A 21,636-nucleotide genomic window follows, 5' to 3' on the forward strand; every position below is an offset into this window, starting at 1 on the left:
ACTCCGATAAGAGCAGGCGGGCAGTGGTTTTGAAATTTTTTAGAAACGCCGATGAACGGTAGTGAATCGCCAGAAACTTATACAAATCGTCGCTTGGCAAGCCGCTTCGTATAACTTTTCACAGGGCGTTTGATATTGAAATAATGGCGTTGCTGTCCATTCGGCTTAGTTTCAAGTGTGTGTTTCTGAAGGCGGAATAAGCGGGGCTGATCTTTGTCGGCGTTACTCCTTGCTTGGCGCCGTCCGCGGCCAATGCTGGCCTTTTCACACGCTATTGCTGCAGCCCCGCCAGACTGCTTGTATGCTTGCCCCCGGAACCGGTGGCCGCTGTGAGTACCGACGTTCGATTGATGGCTGGAATGGAACCGGACTTCCTTTAAGGTGCTGACGTGAAGCGTGATACCCGCCTAGTGATGCTTTTGCTGTTGGTGATCGGCTGTTCCCTGACTTCGTTGACGATCTGGAAGGTCCTGTCTTCCCGTGAGCGTGCGCTGGCGGAAGTGAACGTGCATGGCTTGAACCTCACCCAGGCGCTCACGACCTACACCGAAGGTATCGTGCGCCAAAGCGCATTGCTGTTGCTGGGTCTGGTCGAGCGCCTGGAAACCGAAGGCAGTGGCCCGGCGCAGATCCAGCGCATCAGTGCGTTGATACGTCGCCAGCAGCCGGTGATGCCGCAACTCAGTGGCATCACCGTCTATGACCGGCAGGGTGGCTGGCTGATGTCGTCCAACCGCGTGATTCCGGCGGGCGCCAACAGCAGCGCGCGCGCCTATTTCATCCATCACCGCGACGATCCGAGCCGTGAGCCTTTCATCGGCCCGCCGATTCAGAGCCACACCACCCAGGAGTGGGTGGTTACCATCAGCCGCCGCTTCGATGATGCGGCCGGCAACTTTGCCGGAGTGGTGGCCGTGACCCTGGGCGTGGAGAACTTTCTGCGCGTGTTCGGCAAGCTCGACGTCGGCCAGGACGGTGCGATCGGTTTGTCGTACACCGACGGCACCTTGCTGGTGCGCTATCCCTTCCGCGAGCAGGACATGGGCCGCAACTTTTCCACCTCGCCGATCTATTCCCAGCATCTGGTCGAACGCTCCGTCGGCACCGCTGCTTACACCTCCAGTCTGGATGGGGTAGAGCGGTTGTATGCCTTTCGCAAAAGCGAAAGCCTGCCGCTGATCACCACCGTCGCCCTGGGCAAGCACGAAGCGCTCGCGGCGTGGCGCATGGAAGCCGCGTTGTCGGCGGTGGTGGTGGCGGGGCTGCTGGGGCTGACCGGTTTGATCGGTTGGTTTCTGATCCTTGATATCCGCCGGCGAACCGAGGCCGAAGAGGCGCTGCGTATCGCCCAGCAACAGCTGCTCGACTCCAATCGGCAGCTTGAGTTACTGGCGATGAAGGACGCGCTGACCGGCCTGGCCAACCGACGCTGCTTCGATGAGGCCCTGGCCCTGGAAGCGCGCCGGGCGCAACGCGACGGCACGACGCTGGCCTTGCTGATGATCGATATAGACTATTTCAAGCGGTACAACGATGCCCTCGGTCACGTCGCCGGCGATGCCTGCCTGCAGAGGGTCAGCGCACTGTTGGAGACATGCGTGCGGCGCCCTTCGGACCTGGTGGCGCGTTACGGCGGAGAAGAACTAGCGGTCATCATGCCCGCGACCGACAGCGAAGGCGCGGCGGTGGTGGCGCAATTGATCCTGGATCGACTACTGCACGCCGATATCGCTCACCCGGGCAGCCCATTCGGGCGTGTGAGTGTGAGTATCGGGGTGGCGGCAGGTGCAGGTGCTGAGCTGGAGTCTGCGCTCGGCTTGATCGAGGCGGCGGACCAGGCGCTTTATAGCGCGAAGTCTGCGGGGCGTAATGGATTTGCGCTGCGCTGAGGAGCCCGACGCGAATTAACTGCCTGATCGCGTTCCAACTGTGGGAGGGGCTTGCTCCCGATAGCGGTGTATCAGATGACCTTGAGCTGAATGACACTCCGCCATCGGGAGCAAGCCCCCTCCCACAGGGACAACCTCAATCGGCACCAACCAGCGCAGGCCGGCGAGCGCCGAGTTTGCGTAGGCGCTCCACCGGTGTATTCGCTATTGCCTCCTCGTGCAGTGCAGTTTCCAGCGCTTCCAAATGCCGCGACAGGATCTTCACCGAGCCGCTCGGATTGGCAGGGTCGAACGGGATCTTGCCATTGGCGACCAAGACCATGGCCAGTTCCCAGGCCCGCTGTGAATTGTTCATTACGCCATCTCCTTTTCAACAGGTTCAGATAAGGCTGTGACCCGTCTGCAAGGAGACGGTATCCATTTGGTTGCTTCTGAAATATTGATCAATTCAACGATTCAGTTCCGTCGGAACTATCGTTTATTTAGATTCGGCACCTGCCAACGCAAAAAATCTGAACCCTGTGACCGCCCCGCCCACCTAATGCTGCATAACCGGGAGGTGCACTATGGAACTGACGTATTTCTGGATTGGCCTGATGATCATCTTGTTGTTGCTCGACCTGTGGGTCCTCAACAGCGTGTGGCGTAGCGAAAATTCCTCGGGAAGCAAGGCCGGGTGGACCGCCGTGGTGGTCCTGTTGCCGTTCCTGGGCGCGGTAATATGGGCGGTGTACGGCCCGCGCGGCGTGACCAAGGGTCCGTCCTCGCCGGAGCACAGCAAGGGCTGAAAGAGGGCTGGCGATGCGCGAGTCAAAGCCTGATGACCTGCACAGCCGCGACTATCCGGTACGCGAAGACATGCCTTTGCAACGCAAAGTCTGGCGCTTCGAGCGGCTGGGCTGGTACGGGCTGGTCGTGCTGATTGTACTGACGCTGGCGGGGCTGTTTTCCAAGGGGCCGTTGAGCACCACCGAGGCACGCAGCGCCGACGGGCAGCTACGCGTCGAATACCAGCGCTTCCTGCGCAATGGTTCATCCGATGCATGGGTGATCCACCTGCAAGGCGCTGCGCGCAAGCCGTTGGAAGTCGAAATCAACGGTGAGCTGTTGCAGGGCTTCAATGTGGAGATGCTCCAGCCCCAGCCCCTCAAGGCCAGCGCGGCGGGAGAGGGCGTAAAGCTGTGGACGCTGAGCGACGATCAAGGGCGGGCCACGCTGTATCTGAGCTTGCGCAGTGACGGCGTCGGCAATTTCGACACCCGGGTGTCGCTTGCCAACGGCGCCACCGTGGACGTATCCCAGTTCATTTATCCCTAGGGGGCAAGCATGGACTCCGTCTTGCGGGCAGCCGCGATTTACCTGGTATTGATGATCCTGTTCAAGGTCGCAGGCCGGCGCTCCCTCGCCGAACTCAACACCTTTGATCTGGTGCTGCTGATGGTGATCGGTGAGGCGACCCAGCAGGCGCTGTTGGGCGATGATTTCTCGTTGACCAATGCGGTGCTGGTGATCGTCACGCTGATCGCCATCGACATCGGCCTGTCATTGCTCAAGCAGCGTTCGCTGTGGTTTTCACGGGTGCTCGATGGCGGGCCGACAGTGGTGGTCGAAGAGGGCCGAGTCCTGCACGAACGCCTCAAGCGCGCCCGCCTGGATGAAGACGATATCCTCGAGGCGGCCCGGTCGGCCCAGGGTATCCTCGAGATCAAGCACATCCGCTTCGCGATCCTCGAGCGCAACGGCAAGATCTCGGTGATTCCTTACCAATAACCCCGCCTAGCGCCGTGCGCGGCACAGGCTCTGAATCAAGCTGATCAACGCATCATGGGTCACGGGTTTGCTCACATGGGTGTTGAAGCCTGAGTCAGCGGCTTTCTTCTGGTCACTGCTGGCACCGTAACCCGTCAACGCGATGGCGGGTACTTGCTGGAGGTGGCTGATCTGGCGCAAGTTCTGCATCAGCTCATGGCCGTTCATGTTCGGCATGCCAATGTCCGAGACAATCAGGTCGAAAGGCGTGTCGCCGGCCGCTTGCAGTGCAGCGAGCGGGTCATCGAACGCACTCACCTCGGCGCCTTCCATCTCCAGCAGCATATTCAACACTTCCAGCACATCGGCTGAGTCGTCCACCAGCAAGACCTTGACCCCGGTCAAGCGCTCATCCGAAGCGTCCGCAGCGTTGGCGCGGGGCAGGCGGTCCTGTTGCTTGGAGAGCGGCAGCGCTATCGAGAAGGTGCAGCCAAAGCCCAGCCCCGGGGACTGAACACTGACCGTGCCACCGTGAGCTTCCACCAGTTGCCGCACCAGGGACAGGCCGATACCCAGGCCTTCGCGCTGATGGGTCTGGTGTTGGTTTTCGGCCTGGCCGAACAGGTCGAAGATCTTCTCCAGGCTGTCTTCGGCGAGCCCGGCGCCGCTGTCGATCACGTCCAACCGCGCGTACCCCTCGGTACGGCTGACCAGCAGCTGCACGCGGCCATCGCTGGGGGTGAATTTCAGCGCATTGTTGACCAGATTCCAGATCACCTGTTCGAGGCGCGTAGGGTCGGCGTCGACGAACAAGGCTGCCGGAGTCGTCGGTTTTTGCAGGGTCACCTGGCACCGATGGCCATCGGCGAGCACCACCGCGTAGATATCCTCAAGCGTGCGGATCAGGTCGATCGGTTGCTTCTTCAGCTTGAGCTTGCCGGTGCGCACCCTGGCCACGTCCAGCAGGTCGTCGATGATGCGCGCCTGGCTCGATACCGCTTCGCAGATGGTGTTCACGGCCTTGACCGCCTGGCCGGTGGCCTTGGTCGCCGGCAGGCGACGCAGCAACTCGGCATTCAGTTGAATCAGGTTCAACGGATGCTTGAGTTCGTGGGACATCACCGCGAAGAATTCATCCTTGAGGTGACTGTTGGTCTGGGTCTCCATCAAGCGTTGACTCTGCTCATCCTGGGTGCGCTTATGGCCGGTGAGGTCACGGGCGATCTTGACGTAGCCCTGCAGGTTATTGCTGGTCAGCAGGGTGACTTCGCCACTGCAATAAAACCGGCTGCCGTCCTTGCGTACGTGCCAGCGTTCGTCTTCGCCGCGCCCGTGTTCGCGGGCGGCGCGCAGCTCGTTTTCGGGGATGCCGGCGGTGCGGTCTTCAGGGGAGAAGATCAAGTCGTAATAGGCGCCAAGCACCTCGTCCTTGGTATAGCCGAAGATCAACTCGGCGCCGGTGTTCCAGTCGGTGATGGCGCCATGGTCATCCAGAATGATGATGGCAAAATCATGGGTGCTGTCCGCGACCAGGCGCATGCGCTCTTCACCCAGGCGCAGTTCTTCTTCGGCCTGGCGCCGCTTGGTGATATCGATAAAGGTCAGCACCGTGCCATCGATATGGTCTTCGCTGGAGCGGTACGGCAGAAGGCGTGCGATGTACCAGCGGTCGTCCTTGCTGCTGATTTCGCGTTCGATCATGCTCAACGATTCGAATACTGTGGTGGCGTCTTCGGTCATTTCCGGGTAGTTGAGCCGGTGAGTGATGTCCATCAACGAGCGCCCGGTGTCCACCGGCAGCATGCTGAAAATATCCGTGGCCCGTGGCGTGAACCAGCGGATGCGCATGTTGCGGTCGACGAAGACCGTGGCGATATCGGTGGAGGCGATCAGGTTGGTCAGGTAGTCATTGACCTTGTCGGTCTCTTCAACCTTGGTCTTGAGTTCGAAATTGACCGTCAGCAGTTCTTCGTTGATCGACTGCAACTCTTCCTTGCTGGTTTCCAACTCTTCGGTGGCCGAGCGCAACTCTTCGTTGACCGCCTGCATTTCTTCGTTGGACGCCTTGAGTTCTTCGCTGGAGACCTCGGCCTGCTCGATGGTGTCCTGCAGGTGCAACTTGGTCCGCTGCAGTTCGCGCTCCAGGTTGCTCATCATCTGGTTTTCGGCTTGGCTGATGGCGGTTTCTTCGGCGTGCCGGGGGTCGACTTCAGTTTCCTGGAAAATCACCAGGACATAATCGCTCTCGGTGAGATCGTCCTGGTAGGGCAGGGCGGTGACATCGACCACGTAGGGCACGTGATCGCGCTCGATGCGCACTTTGCGCGACGTCACCGTAAGGCCCGACTGCTGGGCCTGGAACAGCGTCGTACGAATATCCAGGCGCAGGTCCGGGTGCACCAGGGCCAGCAGGTTGCGCGTCATCTCCCCGGCCACATGGCGCAGGAAACGTGCCGCGCCTTCACTCATGTGCAGGATGTCGGCGTGTATATCCACTATGACACTGGGCGGCGCGGCCTTCTCCAGCGCGCGCAGGTGAATGTCGGCGAACGAGACCTTGTTCGGGACCTTGACCTGGGCGGCGGCGGTCGTGGCGCTGGGCCGCAGGTAGCCACCGCGCGGCATGGTGGGCGCGCGGCGCATGGCCGCTGAACCGGCCCGCACGCGGAAAATGCGGTTGCGCTTGTCCACCGGCACGAACAGGTCCAGGCAGCCGTCGGCCGACTCCGAGGAGCCCAGGAACAGGTAGCCGCCGGGGCGCAGCGCAAAGTGGAACATCTGCAGGATGTCGCGCTGCACCTCGCGGTCCAGGTAGATCAGCAGGTTGCGACAGACGATCAGGTCGATCTGCGAGAAGGGTGGGTCGCTCAGCAGGCTGTGCTTGGCGAACAGGACTTTTTCACGAATTTCCTTGCGCACCCGATAGTGCTGGTTTTTTTCCTTGGCAAAGTGCTGGCGCAGTCGTGAAGGCGGCACGTCAGTAATGATCGCTTCCGGGTAAACGCCGTTACGGCCATGGTTGATCGCGCGCTCGTCGATATCGGTGGCGAACACCTGCATTTTTGCATCGCTGCCATCTATCGCCAGTTGCTCGGCGACCAGCATGCCCAGGCTATAGGCTTCTTCGCCGGTGGAGCAGCCGGCCGACCAGATGCGCACCTCTTCGCGTTTGGGCACGCTGTCTTCCAGTGACTTCACCAGGTTGGGAATCACGTCGCGTTCGAGCGCTTCGAAGGCCTCGCGGTCACGGAAAAAGTTGGTCACGCCGATCAGCATGTCGCCGAGCAACGCCTTGGTTTCTTCCGGGTGCCCCTGGAGGAATTCGTAATAGCTGGCCAGATCCGGTTGGGCGGTGACCTGCAGGCGGCGTTCGATGCGGCGCAGTACGGTAGCGCGCTTGTAGTGCTTGAAGTCGTGGCCGGTGGTGAGCCGCAGTTGTATCAGGATATCCAGCAGCAACTGTTCGGCCACCGCCGCGTCACGTTCAGTCGCAGGCGGCGTGGTCTTGATCTCGGGATCATTGGCGGTAGGCAGGGTGATGGAACGGGCGTTGCGCCACAGCTCCAGCAGTTTTTGCGGCATCTCCACCACGGGCAACACTAGATCGACCATCTGGGTTTCGATTGCCGCCAGTGGCATGCCATCAAATTCCGCGTCTTCCGGGGTCTGCACCAGGGTGACGCCGCCCTGTTCCTTGATCCGCGAAAGCCCTACCGCGCCGTCCGAACCGGTGCCGGACAATACCAGGCAAAACGCGTGCTCTTTATGGGCATCTGCCAGGTCGCGGAAGAACAGGTCGATGGCGATATGCGAGCCGCCTTCGCGCGCCGACGGCGAGACGGCCAGGTAGCCGTCATTCATTGCCAAGTGCTGCGCCGGCGAAATCACGTACACCCGGTTCTTTTCGATGGGCGTCGTCTCGGTGACCTGCAGCACCGGCAGCCGGGTCGACTCCTGGATGATCCTGTCCGCCACGCTTTGATGGTCGGGGGACAGGTGCAGGATCACCACAAAAGCCATGCCGCAGTCCTGGGGCATGTGTTCGAAAAACGCCTTGACCGCCTGTAACCCGCCCGCCGACGCGCCAATCCCCACCACTGGAAAATTCAGGGTGCTGGGGATCAGATCCTTGCGTTGCGGGACATTGGGTGACCGCGGGGGGGCAGACTTCATAAACACCAACCTTGGTTAACTGCGCAGGGCAAGAATTCGAAACGGGATGAGGGATAAACGAATAGCGGAATATAGCTGAAAAGCGCCTTGCAGCAGAACGCTTCGACACCACTCGATACCCCAACGGGCGTTCACCCTTCGGTTGAGAGGCGTACTTTGCAAAGGTTTATTCCATCGGACGAGTGGTGCAGCCGTGCGGGTACGGTCATCCGATTTTCTGAAAATTGCTCTGAACTATCGGGCCCGGCCGACCCTCGCAACACTAACCACACACAGGAGGGAATCCGATGAGTAACTACCCAAAACCACCCTTCAAGCCACAGCAGCAGCCTGTACCCGGCGACCAGCGCAAGATGGAGCCGATGCCTGATTGCGGTGAGCAAACCTACAAAGGCTCGGGCCGGCTCGCCAACAAGATTGCCTTGATCACCGGCGCCGACAGCGGCATCGGGCGTGCGGTGGCGATCGCCTTTGCCCGCGAAGGTGCGGACGTTGCCGTGTCGTATCTGGACGAGCATGAGGACGCCAAGGAGACCCAGCGCTGGGTCGAGGCAGCGGGGCGTCAGTGCCTGCTGTTGCCCGGTGACCTGGGCGACGCGGCGCAGTGCACAGCCATTGTCAACGACACGGTGAAGGAGTTCGGGCGTATCGACGTGCTGGTCAACAACGCCGCGTTCCAGATGACCTACAAATCCCTGGAAGACATTCCCGACGAGGACTGGGTCAAGACCTTCAACGTCAACATCACAGCGATGTTCCGGATCTGCAAGGCGGCGGTGCCGCACATGGCCGAGGGCAGTTCGATCATCAACACCACCTCGGTCAATTCCGACATGCCCAACCCGTCGCTGTTGCCTTATGCGGCCACCAAGGGCGCAATCGCCAACTTCACCGCCGGCCTGGCGCAGATGCTGGGCGAACGCGGGATTCGTGTGAACAGCGTGGCGCCGGGGCCGATCTGGACGCCGTTGATCGTGTCGACGATGACTGATGACATGGTGGAGAACTTCGGTGGCAACACGCCGCTGGGGCGTCCTGGCCAGCCGGTGGAAGTGGCGCCTATCTATGTGCTGCTGGCGTCGGATGAGGGCAGTTATATCTCTGGCGAGCGCTACGGCGTGACGGGGGGTAAACCGATCCTTTAAGCAGACGCATGCCCCTGATATTCAGGGGCATGCTTCATAACTCAGGGGCATGCCTCATAACCATGTAGGAGCGAGCTTGCTCGCGAAAAACGCCCAGGCAACGCGTTCATTCTGGATAAGCGCGGGGAGCCTGAGTTCTTCGCGAGCAAGGGCTAGCCGCCCGCCTCGCTCCTACAAAATAGCCTTAACTGACCTGCCGTTAAGCTTTATTTTTTCCTGGCGCGGTGAATGCGCATCCACTCTTGATAGGCGGCGGTCCGTTGCGCGTCCGCCAGCTTCTTCGCCTCGGTGAAGCGCGCCCAGGTCGCGGTATCGCCGCTGTAGTGTTCGATGATCTTATAGGCCTGGGCATCCAATCGGTCCGCTTCGTAGAACATCTGGGTGTTCTGTGTGACTTCGTCGTCCGACGTTTGCCTGGCTGTGTAATCCAGCACCTGACTGTTCATGATGTAATGCCCTCTGCCCACTGAATCGCTGCCGCACCGCACCAGCGCACATCCGTAATGCCGTATTTTTCCGCCATCGGCTTGGAGACGCGCTTGAGGTTGTTTTGCCCGAACCTGGGGATGACCGCCACGCCGGCATCGCAACTGGCCCAGTGCCAGGCTTCAGCGTTATTCATGCGCGCTGCACGCACGATGAACGACCTGGGCTCGCCGTGAAGTTGATACTTGATGGTGAATAACTCGTTGTTTTTCATGAGGACTCCCTATGCTCATGAAGTACAGATATTTGACGTCAAAAATAATTCAAATAAGTTGTCGGACAATGCGATGGCCTGCTCGCAGGCTCAATCGTCCACCGTAAAGGTCACCCAACCTGGCCCGTCAGCCGGGCGTTCCAAGGCCACGATCACACCGCTGACGGACGTGCCGTCGGGCACGTTGACGGTGACGAAATTGGGGTTGCCGGGCCAGGTCAGCGGGGCATCGAAATCCAGGCGAACGATGGTGGGCTTGCCGCTGCTGGTCATTTTTATATTGGCGTTTTCGTTCAGGCATTCATCGTCTTCGGTGCCCAGATGGCGGGAAGCGGTAATGACGCTGGCAGGGCCTTGATGGTCGTAAGACATAGTTGAACTCCTCATGCGCGGGGCAGCTGATGCGCCCCTTTCCTATGTGGCAAGCGCCGGCAAATAATCGTTCAATCCAAATGACCAGCTGCCGCTGTCAGTGCTGGTGGGCTGCCTGGGTGGGGTCTTCGATCTGGATGATAGTGCCCTGGCGCCAGGCGTCCGCACCGGGTGCTATGGCCGGAGCGGCGATGTCGGCACGCTCCTGCTTTTTCCTGGCGCTGTCGACGCCCAGCCGCTGGTCCCGTTCGGCGACCATCTTCGGATCGGCCTGGCCATCGGCGGTAAAGCCCATCATCAATTGCGGAACACCCAGCGGCAGGCGCTTGTTGAGGTCGGTGTGCCAGGTGTGCCAAGTCTTGCCGTAGGTATGCACCAGTTTTTCCATCAAGGCGTGTTCGGCCACCGCAGGAATACCAGGCGCTACCAGTTGGCCCGACTTCACCTCATGCACATGGCTGTGCCACAACGCCTTCTCGGGCGCCGGCAGGCTGTTGAACAGCTGTTCGCTGATGATGTACTCCACGCCCATCAACTTGGCGTCCTTGCGGTTGCCGTCGTAGATCACGCACTGGATCACTTCCTCGTTGAGAATTGCGCAGTAGTGATGGGCTTCCATTTGCACGTCGGGATGGCCGTTGTAGAAGTGGAAGCCGTCCAGGTAGGCATTCAGCGCATCGATGGGCGGGCGCGATTGCAGCAGGGCGGCGCCGGTGTCGAGGGTGCGCGTGGTGGGTGATTTGGCCTCACCGGGCGCGACGACGTTGGAGGCTGAGTCGTTGCCGGCGCAGGCGGTCAGCGCGGCCATCGACATTGCCAGGCACAGCGAAGGCAGGGCGGGTTGCAGACGGTTGATGTTCATCGGGGACTCCTTCCATGGGTGGTTTTCGAACACATCTAGAAAGCCTGCCGAAGTGGGCGTTCAACTGGATTTCGATGCACGCCGAAGAAGATTTGTGGAACAACCGTTCGACGTGTCGGGTCATTTTTCATAAGTGTTCAATAGCGCGAATGGAGACCCCCGGATGCAACCCCAGCCAAACGATGCCCGACCCGATGTCCCCCAGTTGCTTCACCAACTGTTGCTCGCCCGTGGCCCTGGCGGCCAGGAAGATGAGGTGCGCGCCATTTGCCTGGAGCACCTGCGGCCGCTGTGTGACGACACCTGGGTGGACCCGGCCGGCAATGTCATCGGCCTGGTCAAAGGCGAGCAGGGCGATAGCGAGCCCCGGCGCGCGGTGCGGGTCATGGCGCATATGGATGAGATCGCCATGGTGGTCAAGCATGTGGACGCCGACGGCACGTTGCGCGTGACCGCGTTGGGCGGTGCCAACCCGGTGAATTTCGGCATGTGCCCGGTGGACATACTCGGTGATCACCAATTCATTCCGGGGGTGCTGTCCTTTGGTTCGATGCATGCCACCGCCAACGCGCCCCAGGGTGCCGATGTGTTGTCAGGCGACGTGCACTGGAATGACGTGCATGTGATCACCCGTTGCTCAGTCGAGACCTTGCGTGACTACGGCGTACGCCCCGGCAGCCGCGTCACGCTGAGCCGCCATTGGCGTGCGCCGTTCCGGGTGGGTGATGCGATTGCCGCGCACTTCCTGGATGACCGCGCGCCCATCACTGCGGTACTTCATAGCGTGCAGGGCCTGCACCAACGCCGACAGGCGCTGACGTGCGATGTGTATTTCGTCTTCACTACCCTGGAAGAAGAGTGCAACGCCGGGGCGATGTATGCGGCGCAGACGCTGCCGGGCGATACCACCATCGCCGTGGAAGTCGGCCCGGTGATGAGCGAGTACGGCACCCGCCTGAGCGTCGATCCGATCATCAATACCGGTGACCTCAAAGGCTATTACACACGTTCCGTGGTCACCGGCCTGGCAGACGCCGCACAGCGCTGCGGTTATGCGCCTCAATATGCGCTGCTGGTGGATTTTGCCTCGGATGCCAGTGCCGTCATGAGTAACGGCACGTCGGCGCGCGGCGGTTGCCTGGCGATTCCAACGGAAAACACCCACGGCTACGAGCTGATTGTGGACGGCGCAATTGAGGCCTGTGCGCTGACATTGGCCGACTACCTTGCAACCTTTTGAACGCGGGAGATTGTCATCATGGATATAGCCGCAGCCACTATTGATTACCTGAAACAACAGCAGCTCACCCTCACCAGCGCCGAGTCGTGTACGGCAGGCAAGATCATCACGCTGCTGTCGGAGGTCAGGGGCGGCGGGTCATGTATTGAAAGTGGTTATGTCGTGTACTCGCCCGAGGCCAAACAGCGCTTGCTGGGCGTACGCGCGTATACGATCGATACCTTCAACCTCACCAGTTGTGAAGTCGCTCGCGAGATGGCCGAAGGCGCGTTGCGTGACAGCCCGGCCGGAGTCGCCGTCGCCACCACCGGCCTGCTTGGCCCGGATGACATGGACGGCATTCCGGCCGGGACCATTTGTTTTGCCTGGGCTTATCGAATCGAAAACCGGCTGAGTATCTTCAGTCGAAAGGAGCGCTTCATGGGCTCCCGTGAGCAGGTGCAGCTGGATGCGACGCTGCATGCCTTGAAGTGGCTGGCGCATTTTCACCAGCGTGCGTTGGCGGGTGAGCGGGGTTAGTGACCAGCTGCGCCCGGCCGTTCCGGCTGAAGTTGAATGTTCAACACCAACTCATCGGTGCCCGACGTCTGGGCATCCACGAGCACGCCATGGTAAGTGCGGTCGTCGACCTTGATCGACACGGTATGTGCCTTCGGCAGCTCCTTCGGCCACGGCCCCGGGATGTGCAGCGATATGCGCTCGCCGGCCTGGGTAATCCGCGCCATGCACGCATGGGAGAGCGGGTTGACGCCGAGCAGTGTGTCTTGAAGGTAATCGATGGTGCAGCGTTGCGACGGTGCAGCGGTGGAATCCGGCATGGAAAGCCTCGTTCTGGTCGTTTGACCGCATTTACCCCACGGATGACAGCCGGGAGGTTTTCCGGGAAACCACCATGTCTTCCATGATTTCCCGTACGAGCCGGTTGATACCTGACTCGCCGTGGTAGCGGGCGCGGTTGATATTGGCGATGGTGAACTGATTGGCGTCAGGCGCGAGCACCGTGACGGACAGGCTGCTGTCTGGATTGATCGTGCAGGTAACACGGCAACTGCGCAGTCGCTGTGCAAGAGCATGCTCGATTTGCGCTTTGGTCAACGTGTCCATGGGATCACCGGATAACAAGCCTGAACGGATGAAGGTTAGCCCAAATATCCAGTACGTAAATGCTAGCCAATTAATGGCAAACCATTCGTCAGCCTCACGGCCTCTGCAGGGAACGTTCGGGTCCAGCCACGGGCCACATGCAGCACAGGCTGATGAATAGGTTTAACAGGAGATCTTATGAAAAAGCTGTCTATGTGCTTGGGTTTTTGCAGTGTATTCCTGCTGCACGGCTGTTTCGACAATTCCGATAACACCACCAAAGACAACACCAGCGGCAGCAAGTCGTCGGTGCAGATGCAGGAAGGCAAGGGCGACGAGAGCAAGTAGGCCTAGCTTGGCCAAATGTGGGAGGGGGCTTGCTCCCGATGGGGGTGTGTCAGTTACACATGCATTCACTGACACACCGCTATCGGGAGCAAGCCCCCTCCCACATGTGATCACCTATACCAAAGAGACCGCGCTCCGGCCTCACCGCATATGCAAAATGATCGGGCTGCTGCTGGCCGGGTCGGTATGCCCGCGCAGTTTGCCCACCGCCTGGGCGTCCACCGCGCCACCCTGGTTGCCCCAGGTACTGCGCACGTAGGTCAGCACCTGGGCGATGTCCTGGTCGGACAATTGCTCACGGAACGCCGGCATGCGATAGGCGTCCGGCAGGCCGGCGGCCACCACCCGTTGCGAGCCGTTGAGGGTGATATTGATCGCCGAGGCGCTTTCCTTGGCCAGTGCCGAGGTGGCGCCGGCCAGTGGCGGCATCCACTCCGGCTGGCCCTTGCCGTCCAGGCCATGGCAGGAGGCGCAGCGGGTCGCGTAGGTGTGGGCGCCGGGGGCATCCGCACGCGCGTCGGCGGCCACGGCCTGATACTGCCAAGGCGTGCCATCGCGCTGCGGGTCGCCGGGCAGGGATTTGAGGTAGCGGGCGATGGCGGCCAGGTCGTCGTCAGCCATGAACTGTGTGGAGTTGTTGAACGCTTCGGTCATCGAGCCGTAGACCACCGCATGCTGGTTGCGCCCGGTCTTGAGGAACTGCACGATCTGCGCCTCGCTCCAGCGGCCTAAGCCGGTGTTGGGGTCTTGGCGCAGGCTCGGTGCGTACCAGCCGTCGAGCAGCGCACCGGCCAGGAACGGCGCGCCGGATTGGTCCAGGGCTTTCTCGTTGAAGGCCAGGCCGCGCGGCGTATGGCAACTGCCGCAGTGGCCAGGGCCCTGCACGATATAAGCGCCACGGTTCCAGAGTGCGTCCTGGCTGGGGTTGGCCGCGTAGGCGGCGGTGGGCGCAAACACGCCATTCCACAGGGCGATGGGCCAGCGCATGTTGAGCGGCCAGGGAATATCACTGGGAATGTTCGGCTGGTTGGCCGGCTGCACGCCCTTCATGAAGAACGCATACAGCGCCTTGATGTCGTCGTCGCTGAGTTTCACGTAAGACGGGTAGGGCATCGCCGGGTACAGCCGACGCCCACCCGGCGCCACGCCGTGGCGTACGGCGCGGTCGAAGTCGGCGAGGCTGTAGTTGCCAATGCCATGCTCGCGGTCGGGGGTGATGTTGGTGGCATGAATCGCCCCCAGCGGCGTGGCCATTTCCAGGCCACCGGCAAACGGCGCCTTGCCCGCCAGGCTGTGACAGGCGACGCAGTCGCTCAGACGCGCGACATACTCGCCGCGACTTACCAGTGCCGGGTCGACACTGGCGGTGTTTTGTTCTGCGAACGGCGAGGCGGGCTCGCGGGTGACGTACCAGGCCAGCAGGCCTGCCACGACCAGGCAGGGCAGCGCCAGCCAGCCTGCGGTTCTTGCGAATCGGCGGTTGTTCATGGGCGTTCCCTGTGGGTTAACTGAAGGTGTAGCGGCTCAACGGCAAGCTGCGGATGCGCTGGCCGGTCAACTGCGCCACCGCGTTGGCCACTGCTGGCGCCACGGCGGGCAACGGTGGTTCGCCGATACCGCCCATTTTTTCGCCGCTCTCGACGATCTTCACGTGTACCCGTGCCATCCGCGAGGGCGGCAGGATCGGGTACAGGTCGTAGTTGCGCGCCCGTGGCTTACCGTCCACGTAGACCGCTTCCTCCAGCAAGGTTTGCGACAAGCCCAAGGCCACGGCGCCGTTGACCTGGGCTTCAATGATCGCCGGGTTGACGATGCTGCCCGGGTCGATGGCCTGCCAGATGTCATGCACCTTGACCTGGCCGTTGTCGATCGACACTTCGGCGATCACCGCCGCGTGGGAGCCAAACGGCGAGGCCATGGCCACGCCACGCGCCCGTCGGCTACCGTCTTCGGCGGTGAACGGCCCGCGCTTCCAGCCGCCGGACAGCTCGCCTACCGCTTGCAGCAGAGTGGTCAGCCGCGCATTGTCGCGCAGCAGATGCAGGCGCAGTTCGTATGGGTCATGGCCGCCTTTGTCGGCCAGTTCATCGAGGAACGCTTCGTAGAAGAAATCGTTCAACGAATTGCCCACCGAACGCCAGTAACCGAGCATGGCCGGGCCCTTGACGTAAATCTGGGCGATGCGCTTGTTGGGGATCGCATAACTTTTGCCGGACAGGCCTTCCAGAGCCGTGGGGTCGAGGGCGTCGCCTTGCTTGCCGGCAATCGCTTCGGTGGGGCCTTCGGTGGCGCTCACCGCTTCAATGGCCACAGGCAGGCCTTTGTCATCCAGCGCGGCGCGGAACTTGACCACCGCGACCGGGCGCAGCACATCGCGCACGAACTCTTCCTCGCGGCTCCAGATCAGCTTGATCGGCCGGCCGACAGCCTTGGCCAGGGCGATGGCCTGCGGGTAGGGGTTGGCCGAGTCATACAAAAAATGCCGCCCGAAAAAGCCGCCGAGCAGCGGTGAGTGCAGGGTGATTTGCTCAACGGCCAGGCCGGTGCGCTTGGCGATGTCGGCGCGGAACATATCCGGTGCCTGGTTCGGCAGCCACACCTCCAGCGTGCCGTCGGGGTTATAGCGCGCCAGTGCCGAAGGCGGCTCCAGCTGCGCGTGGTTGAGGTATTGGTTGTGATAGGTGGCGTCGACGCGGGTCTTGGCGCTGGCCAGCGCGGCGGCCACGTCGCCCTGGCTTTCGTCGTCGCGGGCCGGGCCTTGCTGGGCGGCGAGAAAGTCGCGGTATTTATCGCTGGAAAAGTCCGCCGGCATTGCGCGCACGGCAGAGTCTGCGGCGGCTTCGAGCCATTGCACCTGGATCGCTTCCACGGCCCGCTTGGCGTGCCACCAGCGTTCGGCCACCACCGCCACGGCGCCGGGCAGAGTGTGCACCGAATGCACGCCCTTCATGGCCTCGACCTGGGCCTGGTTGCGCAGGCTGCCCACCGTCATGCCCAGGCGCGGTGCGTGCTGCACGGCGGCGTGGAGCATGCCGTCGACTTTGAGGTCGATGCTGTATTGCGCCTTGCCGGTGGATTTGTCATAGGCGTCCAGGCGTTTGACCGGCTTGCCGATCCAGCGGAACTGGCTCGGGTCGCGCAGGGTGATGCTGGCCGGGTCGGGCACGGGCATGTCCAGGGCGCGGCTGGCCAACTCGCCATAACCCAGCGAGCGGCCCGACGCGGCATGCACCACCCGGCCCGGTTGCGTGCTCAGTTGCGCCACGGGCACACCGAGCTGTTCGGCGCCCGCCTGCATCAACATGGCGCGGGCGAGGGCGCCGAGGCGGCGCATGGTCGGGTAACTCATGCGCACCGACATGCTGCCGCCGGTGATGCGCAGGCCATTTTCCATCACCACATAGGCTTCACCGGGCGGTGCCGCTTCGACCACGAAGGTGGCCGGGTCGGCATCCAGCTCCTCGCCGATGATCTGCGCCATGGCGGTGTGCGTGCCCTGGCCGCCTTCCATGAAGGGGCTGAGCAGGCGCACGCTGCCGTCCGGACGAATCTCGAGGAAGGCCGGCACCTGGGTGCCGCGTTCAGCGGCGGCGCCCGTGGCAGCCTGCACCCTGGACGTGCCGAGGGGCAGGCCGAAGCCGATGACCAATGCACCGACGGCGGTGCTCGCCAGAAAGCGCCGACGCGACAGGTTGATCGGTGCGTCCAGGGTCACGCCGGGCAGAATCTCGGACATCTTCATCAAACGCTCTCCTTGCCGGCGGCCAAGTCATCCATGGCGGCATAGATGGCGTTGTAGGTGCCGCAGCGGCACAGGTTGATCATGGCCGCGTTGATCTGCTCTTTCGACGGTGCAGGGGTGTGCTTGAGCAGCGCCGTGGCCGCCATCACCTGCCCGGACTGGCAGTAACCGCATTGCGCCACTTGGCGCTCGACCCAGGCCGCGACCACGCGCTTGCCCACGTCATCGGCTTCAATCGCCTCGATGGTGGTGATCTCGCGGCCGACCAGCGCCGCCACCGGCGTGACGCACGAGCGCACCACGTTGCCGTCCACCAGCACCGAACACGCGCCGCACTGGGCCAGGCCGCAGCCGTACTTGGTGCCGGTCAGGCCCAGGTCGTCGCGGATCACCCACAGCAACGGCGTGTCGGCGTCGGCATCGACCTGATAGGCCTTTTGGTTAATACGTAATTCCATGGCGGCTCACCTGCTGATCATCGGTTGGTGGTGCTGAGTTCTTAGAGTTCTTATAGGAGAGGTGCGACCGCAGGTCGCCCATCGTCGAACTCTAGACCAGCGCGCAAGGGCCATCTATGCAATAGCCCACAAGTTCAGAGGATCAGGCAAGTATTCAACAGGATTGGGTCAATGGGGCGCCAGCAAGCTCGCTCCCGCAGCGCTGCGGATACCTTCCAGGAGCATGGTGAACGCCGGGTTGTCGTTGTGCTCGCGCCAGATCAGGTGCAGCTCGCTCCGCGCGCCTTCGCCCAGGTCGATATCGCGGAACACCACGTTCTTGAACACCACGCTGCTGGCGCAACGCGGCACCAGGGCCAGGCCCATGCCGGCGTTGACCAGGGCGAGGATGGTCAGGGACGAGCCGAGCCACTGCACATACTCCGGCGCGACACGGGCCGAGCGCAGCAAACCAGTGAGCAACTCGTTGAACGGCGGGTAGGCGGAATGGGCGTACATCAGGAACGGCTGCGCATCCAGGTCTTGCACGCTGACGGTCTGTGCCTGAGCCAGCCGATGACTGCTCGGCACCGCCAGCACAAACGGCTCGCGCACCAGGCATTCGGTGGCGTAGCCGGGCTCCAGCAGCGGCGCGCGGACGATGCCCAGGTCGATACGCCGGGCGCGCAGGGCTTCGTATTGCTGGTAGGTGTTCATTTCGGACAGGTCGATCTTGACGTGGGGCTGCTTGAGGCGCGCCTCGGCAATCACTTTGGGTAAAAACTCATACACCGCGCTGCCGACGAAGCTGATATTGACCGTGCCGATATCGCCCTCGGCAAAGCGTCGCGCGGTGACGGCCGCTTGCTGGGCACGCTCGAGCAGGTTCTGCGCCTCGATGAAAAAAGCCCGGCCGGCGGCGGTCAGGGCGACGCTGCGGGTGGTGCGGGTAAACAGCTCTACGCCCAGGTGATGCTCGAGCAACTGAATCTGCCGGCTAAGGGGCGGCTGCGTCATGTTCAGCCGTTCAGCCGCCCGGCGGAAATTCAGTTCGGTGGCCACGGTGGTGAAGCAGCGCAGTTGGGTCAGTTCGAACATTGATCTAATTCCAGTATCAATCGAATGCCAGGTTAGATTAGACGGGAACAATCCCCGGCGTCCATCATCGACCTGCCCCTAGAAAAAACAATCCCTAAAAAAACGATCCCTAAAAAAACAATGACTGGGAGTTGCCCGTGGATACCCTTCAGAATCCGCCAGACCCGAGCGTGCTTGCCCGCGCTGCCGCCAAGGTCAAGCGCCATGTCCTGCCGCTGTTCGTGGTGATGTTCATCGTCAACTACATCGACCGGGTCAATATCGGCTTCGTGCGCAGCCATATGGAAACCGACCTGGGCATTGGCGCGGCGGCCTACGGCTTGGGCGCCGGGCTGTTCTTTATTGGCTATGCGATTTTCGAAGTGCCCTCCAATTTGCTGCTGCAACGCTACGGCGCGCGGGCCTGGCTGACGCGCATCATGTTCACCTGGGGCGCGGCCGCGATGGGCATGGCCTTTGTGCAGGGAGAAACCAGTTTCTACGTGTTGCGCTTTGTGCTCGGCGCCGCCGAAGCCGGGTTCTTTCCCGGCATCATCTACTACTTCACCCAGTGGCTGCCGGCCAGCGAGCGCGGCAAGGCCATGGCGGTTTTCCTCAGCGGTTCGGCCATCGCCTCGGTGATCTCCGGGCCGGTGTCGGGCGCGCTGCTGAATGTCAGCGGGTTCAGCCTGCATGGCTGGCAATGGATGTTCCTGATTGAAGGCTTCGCCTCCATCGTGCTCTGCGGGTTTGTGTGGTTCTGGTTGCAGTCCCATCCCCATCAGGCCAAGTGGCTCAGTGACGAAGAAAAACACGCGCTGGTCAGTGCCATTGCGCTGGAGCAGCAGGCGCGCGAGGCGAGCCAGTGCGTGCGGCCGTCGATGTTCAAGCTGTTGGCCGACAAACAGATCGCGCTGTTCTGCTTTATCTACTTTTCCATCGCCCTGACCATCTACGGCGCCACCTTCTGGCTGCCGAGCATGATCAAGAAAATGGGCAACCTGGGTGACTTCCAGGTGGGCTTGTTCAATGCCATTCCGTGGTTGATTTCCATTGTCGCCATGTACGGCTTCGCGGCGCTGGCCAGCAAGTGGAAGCACCAGCAAGCCTGGGTGTCGCTGATGCTGGTGATCGCGGCGTTCGGCATGTTCATGTCTACCCTGGGCGGGCCGGTGTTTGCGTTCGTCGCCATCTGTTTTGCCGCGATTGGCTTCAAGGCCGCGTCGGCGCTGTTCTGGCCGATTCCCCAGGGCTACCTGGATGCGCGGATCGCGGCGGCGGTGATTGCCTTGATCAATTCGGTGGGCAACCTGGGCGGGTTCGTCGCGCCTACTACCTTCGGTTTGCTGGAGCAGACCACCGGGTCCATCGAGGGCGGGCTCTACGGCCTGGCCGCCACTTCGCTGGTGGCGGCGGTGGTGGTGTTCTTTGCCCGCACCGCACCGCGTGGTGGTACACCGTCCAGCCCATCCACCGCGCCTCACCCTTTGTCTTCAGATCCACAGGGAGCCGTCTCTTGAAAATTATCCGCGTCACCGTCACCCCGATTGCCTTTCGCGACCCGCCGCTGTTGAACGCCAGCGGCATCCACGAGCCTTTCGCGCTGCGCTCGATCATCGAGATTGAAAGCGACACCGGCTACATCGGCCTCGGCGAAAGCTATGGCGATGCTCCGGCACTGGCGATCCAGCAACAGGTACAGCAACAGCTGATCGGCCTGGACCCGTTCAACCTCAATGGCCTGCGCGCTATCGTGCAGGCCACCGTGGCCGCGCATAAACCGCTGAGCGTGGCCGGTGCGGAACTGGCGCCGGGCTCCCATGCGAGCAAAGCTGTGAGTAATGCCTATTCGGCGTTCGAAGTGGCGTTTCTCGACCTGCAGGCGCATTCGCTGAATGTACCTCTGGTGGACCTGCTCGGCGGCGCGATCCGTGACCAGATCCCGTTCAGCGCCTACCTGTTTTTCAAATACGCCGAACACATCGATTCGCCCTACAAGCCCGACAGCTGGGGCGAAGCCCTGACTGAAGCGCAGATAGTCGCCCAGGCTCGCCGCATGCTCGAGACCTACGGTTTCAAAAGTATCAAGCTCAAGGCTGGCGCACTGGAACCCGAGCATGAGGTGCGCTGCATCAAGGCGCTGAAAAAAGCCTTTCCCGGCGTGCCGCTGCGCATCGACCCGAACGCTAATTGGTCTCTGGCCACCTCGATTCGCATGGCCGAACTGCTCGGCGACGACCTGCAATATTACGAAGACCCGACCCCCGGCCTGGACGGCATGGCCGAGCTGCACAAGCGAACCGGCTTGCCCCTGGCGACCAATATGGTGGTCACCGATTTTGACGAGTTCCGCCGCAGCGTGGCGCTGAACAGCGTGCAGATCGTGCTGGCCGACCATCATTACTGGGGTGGCCTGCGCGATACCCAGGTGCTGGCGAAAATGTGCCACACCTTCGGCCTGGGCGTGTCGATGCACTCCAACTCACACTTGGGCATCAGCCTGATGGCCATGGCCCACGTCGCGGCGTCGGTGCCCAACCTCGACTATGCCTGCGATACGCATTACCCATGGCAGGAGCCAGACGAAGAAGTGATCAAGGGCGGTAAGCTGCCCATCGTCGACGGCTGCGTGAGCATCACCCGCGCGCCGGGGCTGGGCCTGGAGCTGGATCACGACCAGTTGGGCAAGCTGCATGACCAATACCTCAGTTGCGGTATCCGCCAGCGTGACGATGTGAAACAGATGCAGCGCTATCAACCGCAGTGGAAAACCGTCAAGCCACGTTTCTGAAGCCGGTCGCTTCGCTTTGCCCGGTGAC

The 21,636-nt window shown here is 61.8% G+C and carries 22 protein-coding genes; 10 read left to right on the top strand and 12 right to left on the bottom strand.

Annotated elements, in window-relative coordinates; genetic code table 11:
• The first annotated feature begins 389 nt into the window (after window positions 1-389).
• On the top strand, window positions 390-1,889 hold the full coding sequence (locus tag C4J92_RS10905) for a sensor domain-containing diguanylate cyclase (RefSeq protein ID WP_124403818.1): 1,500 nt from the start codon (window positions 390-392) through the stop codon (window positions 1,887-1,889).
• Window positions 1,890-2,025: 136 nt separating this feature from the next.
• Here the strand turns inward: C4J92_RS10905 and C4J92_RS10910 are convergent, their stop codons facing one another.
• The gene (locus tag C4J92_RS10910; RefSeq protein ID WP_124403819.1) at window positions 2,026-2,244 is read right to left on the bottom strand and encodes a hypothetical protein; all 219 of its coding nucleotides are present in this window, start codon (window positions 2,242-2,244) and stop codon (window positions 2,026-2,028) included.
• Window positions 2,245-2,455: 211 nt separating this feature from the next.
• Between C4J92_RS10910 and C4J92_RS10915 the strand changes: the two genes are divergently transcribed.
• From C4J92_RS10915 to C4J92_RS10925, 3 genes are read left to right on the top strand one after another with little or no spacing between them, the layout of a single operon-like run.
• Window positions 2,456-2,677, top strand: a complete 222-nt coding sequence (locus tag C4J92_RS10915; RefSeq protein WP_124403820.1) for a PLD nuclease N-terminal domain-containing protein — start codon at window positions 2,456-2,458, stop codon at window positions 2,675-2,677.
• Window positions 2,678-2,690: 13 nt separating this feature from the next.
• A complete protein-coding gene (locus tag C4J92_RS10920) occupies window positions 2,691-3,206 on the top strand; it encodes a hypothetical protein (protein WP_124403821.1) in 516 nt (171 codons plus the stop codon).
• Between the two features lie 9 nt (window positions 3,207-3,215).
• The gene (locus C4J92_RS10925) at window positions 3,216-3,659 is read left to right on the top strand and encodes a DUF421 domain-containing protein (RefSeq protein WP_124362351.1); all 444 of its coding nucleotides are present in this window, start codon (window positions 3,216-3,218) and stop codon (window positions 3,657-3,659) included.
• A gap of 6 nt (window positions 3,660-3,665) precedes the next feature.
• On the opposite strand, the gene C4J92_RS10930 is transcribed toward C4J92_RS10925, so the two are convergent.
• Entirely contained in the window at window positions 3,666-7,811 is a 4,146-nt protein-coding gene (locus tag C4J92_RS10930; RefSeq protein ID WP_124403822.1) for a CheR family methyltransferase, read from the bottom strand.
• A 287-nt stretch (window positions 7,812-8,098) separates the two neighbouring features.
• Here C4J92_RS10930 and C4J92_RS10935 point away from each other — a divergent pair, with 287 nt between their 5' ends.
• Entirely contained in the window at window positions 8,099-8,956 is an 858-nt protein-coding gene (locus C4J92_RS10935; RefSeq protein ID WP_124366610.1) for an SDR family oxidoreductase, read from the top strand.
• 206 nt (window positions 8,957-9,162) lie between these two features.
• Here C4J92_RS10935 and C4J92_RS10940 read toward each other — a convergent pair whose 3' ends face one another.
• The 4 genes from C4J92_RS10940 to C4J92_RS10955 all read right to left on the bottom strand — a co-directional run bounded on the left by C4J92_RS10940 (window position 9,163) and on the right by C4J92_RS10955 (window position 10,890).
• Window positions 9,163-9,402 carry a hypothetical protein gene (locus C4J92_RS10940; RefSeq protein WP_124403823.1) on the bottom strand — a complete coding sequence of 80 codons (240 nt, stop codon included), beginning with the start codon at window positions 9,400-9,402 and terminating at the stop codon, window positions 9,163-9,165.
• Complete coding sequence (locus C4J92_RS10945) at window positions 9,399-9,656, bottom strand: DUF6555 family protein (protein WP_124362355.1); 258 nt, start codon at window positions 9,654-9,656, stop codon at window positions 9,399-9,401. The genes C4J92_RS10940 and C4J92_RS10945 overlap by 4 nt, the downstream gene beginning before the upstream one ends.
• 90 nt (window positions 9,657-9,746) lie before the next feature.
• Window positions 9,747-10,028 (bottom strand): hypothetical protein, encoded by a 282-nt coding sequence (locus C4J92_RS10950; RefSeq protein ID WP_124403824.1) that lies wholly within the window; start codon window positions 10,026-10,028, stop codon window positions 9,747-9,749.
• A gap of 97 nt (window positions 10,029-10,125) precedes the next feature.
• Complete coding sequence (locus C4J92_RS10955; RefSeq protein WP_124403825.1) at window positions 10,126-10,890, bottom strand: OBAP family protein; 765 nt, start codon at window positions 10,888-10,890, stop codon at window positions 10,126-10,128.
• Between the two features lie 163 nt (window positions 10,891-11,053).
• Between C4J92_RS10955 and C4J92_RS10960 the strand changes: the two genes are divergently transcribed.
• Together C4J92_RS10960 and C4J92_RS10965 are read left to right on the top strand one after the other, a co-directional pair.
• Complete coding sequence (locus C4J92_RS10960; protein WP_124403826.1) at window positions 11,054-12,130, top strand: M42 family peptidase; 1,077 nt, start codon at window positions 11,054-11,056, stop codon at window positions 12,128-12,130.
• Between the two features lie 18 nt (window positions 12,131-12,148).
• Window positions 12,149-12,649, top strand: coding sequence for a CinA family protein (locus C4J92_RS10965; RefSeq protein ID WP_124403827.1), 501 nt, complete (start codon window positions 12,149-12,151; stop codon window positions 12,647-12,649).
• Here the strand turns inward: C4J92_RS10965 and C4J92_RS10970 are convergent.
• Together C4J92_RS10970 and C4J92_RS10975 are read right to left on the bottom strand one after the other, a co-directional pair.
• Window positions 12,646-12,948, bottom strand: a complete 303-nt coding sequence (locus C4J92_RS10970) for a hypothetical protein (protein WP_124403828.1) — start codon at window positions 12,946-12,948, stop codon at window positions 12,646-12,648. The genes C4J92_RS10965 and C4J92_RS10970 overlap by 4 nt on opposite strands.
• Before the next feature lie 31 nt (window positions 12,949-12,979).
• The gene (locus C4J92_RS10975) at window positions 12,980-13,234 is read right to left on the bottom strand and encodes a hypothetical protein (protein WP_124403829.1); all 255 of its coding nucleotides are present in this window, start codon (window positions 13,232-13,234) and stop codon (window positions 12,980-12,982) included.
• Between the two features lie 177 nt (window positions 13,235-13,411).
• Here C4J92_RS10975 and C4J92_RS26965 point away from each other — a divergent pair, with 177 nt between their 5' ends.
• Window positions 13,412-13,561 carry a hypothetical protein gene (locus C4J92_RS26965; RefSeq protein ID WP_164487530.1) on the top strand — a complete coding sequence of 50 codons (150 nt, stop codon included), beginning with the start codon at window positions 13,412-13,414 and terminating at the stop codon, window positions 13,559-13,561.
• A gap of 141 nt (window positions 13,562-13,702) precedes the next feature.
• On the opposite strand, the gene C4J92_RS10980 is transcribed toward C4J92_RS26965, so the two are convergent.
• The 4 genes from C4J92_RS10980 to C4J92_RS10995 all read right to left on the bottom strand — a co-directional run bounded on the left by C4J92_RS10980 (window position 13,703) and on the right by C4J92_RS10995 (window position 18,838).
• On the bottom strand, window positions 13,703-15,049 hold the full coding sequence (locus C4J92_RS10980; protein WP_124403830.1) for a cytochrome c: 1,347 nt from the start codon (window positions 15,047-15,049) through the stop codon (window positions 13,703-13,705).
• Window positions 15,050-15,065: 16 nt separating this feature from the next.
• Entirely contained in the window at window positions 15,066-17,303 is a 2,238-nt protein-coding gene (locus C4J92_RS10985; protein ID WP_124403831.1) for a molybdopterin cofactor-binding domain-containing protein, read from the bottom strand.
• Window positions 17,303-17,761 (bottom strand): (2Fe-2S)-binding protein, encoded by a 459-nt coding sequence (locus C4J92_RS10990; RefSeq protein ID WP_124403832.1) that lies wholly within the window; start codon window positions 17,759-17,761, stop codon window positions 17,303-17,305. Before C4J92_RS10990 ends, C4J92_RS10985 begins: the two co-directional genes overlap by 1 nt.
• 168 nt (window positions 17,762-17,929) lie before the next feature.
• Window positions 17,930-18,838, bottom strand: coding sequence for a LysR family transcriptional regulator (locus C4J92_RS10995; protein ID WP_124403833.1), 909 nt, complete (start codon window positions 18,836-18,838; stop codon window positions 17,930-17,932).
• Window positions 18,839-18,975: 137 nt separating this feature from the next.
• Between C4J92_RS10995 and C4J92_RS11000 the strand changes: the two genes are divergently transcribed.
• Window positions 18,976-20,337 carry an MFS transporter gene (locus C4J92_RS11000; RefSeq protein WP_124403834.1) on the top strand — a complete coding sequence of 454 codons (1,362 nt, stop codon included), beginning with the start codon at window positions 18,976-18,978 and terminating at the stop codon, window positions 20,335-20,337.
• Entirely contained in the window at window positions 20,334-21,608 is a 1,275-nt protein-coding gene (locus tag C4J92_RS11005) for a glucarate dehydratase family protein (RefSeq protein WP_124403835.1), read from the top strand. Before C4J92_RS11000 ends, C4J92_RS11005 begins: the two co-directional genes overlap by 4 nt.
• The last annotated feature ends 28 nt before the right edge of the window (window positions 21,609-21,636 follow it).

Source organism: Pseudomonas sp. R3-18-08, from assembly GCF_003852065.1.
Classification (GTDB): Bacteria; Pseudomonadota; Gammaproteobacteria; order Pseudomonadales; family Pseudomonadaceae; genus Aquipseudomonas.

Bases quoted from the DNA above. Each gene is read 5' to 3' on its own strand.
- C4J92_RS10910 (WP_124403819.1), bottom strand. From the start codon at position 2,244: ATGAACAATTCACAGCGGGCCTGGGAACTGGCCATGGTCTTGGTCGCC.
- C4J92_RS10915 (WP_124403820.1), top strand. From the start codon at position 2,456: ATGGAACTGACGTATTTCTGGATTGGCCTGATGATCATCTTGTTGTTG.
- C4J92_RS10920 (WP_124403821.1), top strand. From the start codon at position 2,691: ATGCGCGAGTCAAAGCCTGATGACCTGCACAGCCGCGACTATCCGGTA.
- C4J92_RS10925 (WP_124362351.1), top strand. From the start codon at position 3,216: ATGGACTCCGTCTTGCGGGCAGCCGCGATTTACCTGGTATTGATGATC.
- C4J92_RS10930 (WP_124403822.1), bottom strand. From the start codon at position 7,811: ATGAAGTCTGCCCCCCCGCGGTCACCCAATGTCCCGCAACGCAAGGAT.
- C4J92_RS10935 (WP_124366610.1), top strand. From the start codon at position 8,099: ATGAGTAACTACCCAAAACCACCCTTCAAGCCACAGCAGCAGCCTGTA.
- C4J92_RS10940 (WP_124403823.1), bottom strand. From the start codon at position 9,402: ATGAACAGTCAGGTGCTGGATTACACAGCCAGGCAAACGTCGGACGAC.
- C4J92_RS10945 (WP_124362355.1), bottom strand. From the start codon at position 9,656: ATGAAAAACAACGAGTTATTCACCATCAAGTATCAACTTCACGGCGAG.
- C4J92_RS10950 (WP_124403824.1), bottom strand. From the start codon at position 10,028: ATGTCTTACGACCATCAAGGCCCTGCCAGCGTCATTACCGCTTCCCGC.
- C4J92_RS10955 (WP_124403825.1), bottom strand. From the start codon at position 10,890: ATGAACATCAACCGTCTGCAACCCGCCCTGCCTTCGCTGTGCCTGGCA.
- C4J92_RS10960 (WP_124403826.1), top strand. From the start codon at position 11,054: ATGCAACCCCAGCCAAACGATGCCCGACCCGATGTCCCCCAGTTGCTT.
- C4J92_RS10965 (WP_124403827.1), top strand. From the start codon at position 12,149: ATGGATATAGCCGCAGCCACTATTGATTACCTGAAACAACAGCAGCTC.
- C4J92_RS10970 (WP_124403828.1), bottom strand. From the start codon at position 12,948: ATGCCGGATTCCACCGCTGCACCGTCGCAACGCTGCACCATCGATTAC.
- C4J92_RS10975 (WP_124403829.1), bottom strand. From the start codon at position 13,234: ATGGACACGTTGACCAAAGCGCAAATCGAGCATGCTCTTGCACAGCGA.
- C4J92_RS26965 (WP_164487530.1), top strand. From the start codon at position 13,412: ATGAAAAAGCTGTCTATGTGCTTGGGTTTTTGCAGTGTATTCCTGCTG.
- C4J92_RS10980 (WP_124403830.1), bottom strand. From the start codon at position 15,049: ATGAACAACCGCCGATTCGCAAGAACCGCAGGCTGGCTGGCGCTGCCC.
- C4J92_RS10985 (WP_124403831.1), bottom strand. From the start codon at position 17,303: ATGAAGATGTCCGAGATTCTGCCCGGCGTGACCCTGGACGCACCGATC.
- C4J92_RS10990 (WP_124403832.1), bottom strand. From the start codon at position 17,761: ATGGAATTACGTATTAACCAAAAGGCCTATCAGGTCGATGCCGACGCC.
- C4J92_RS10995 (WP_124403833.1), bottom strand. From the start codon at position 18,838: ATGTTCGAACTGACCCAACTGCGCTGCTTCACCACCGTGGCCACCGAA.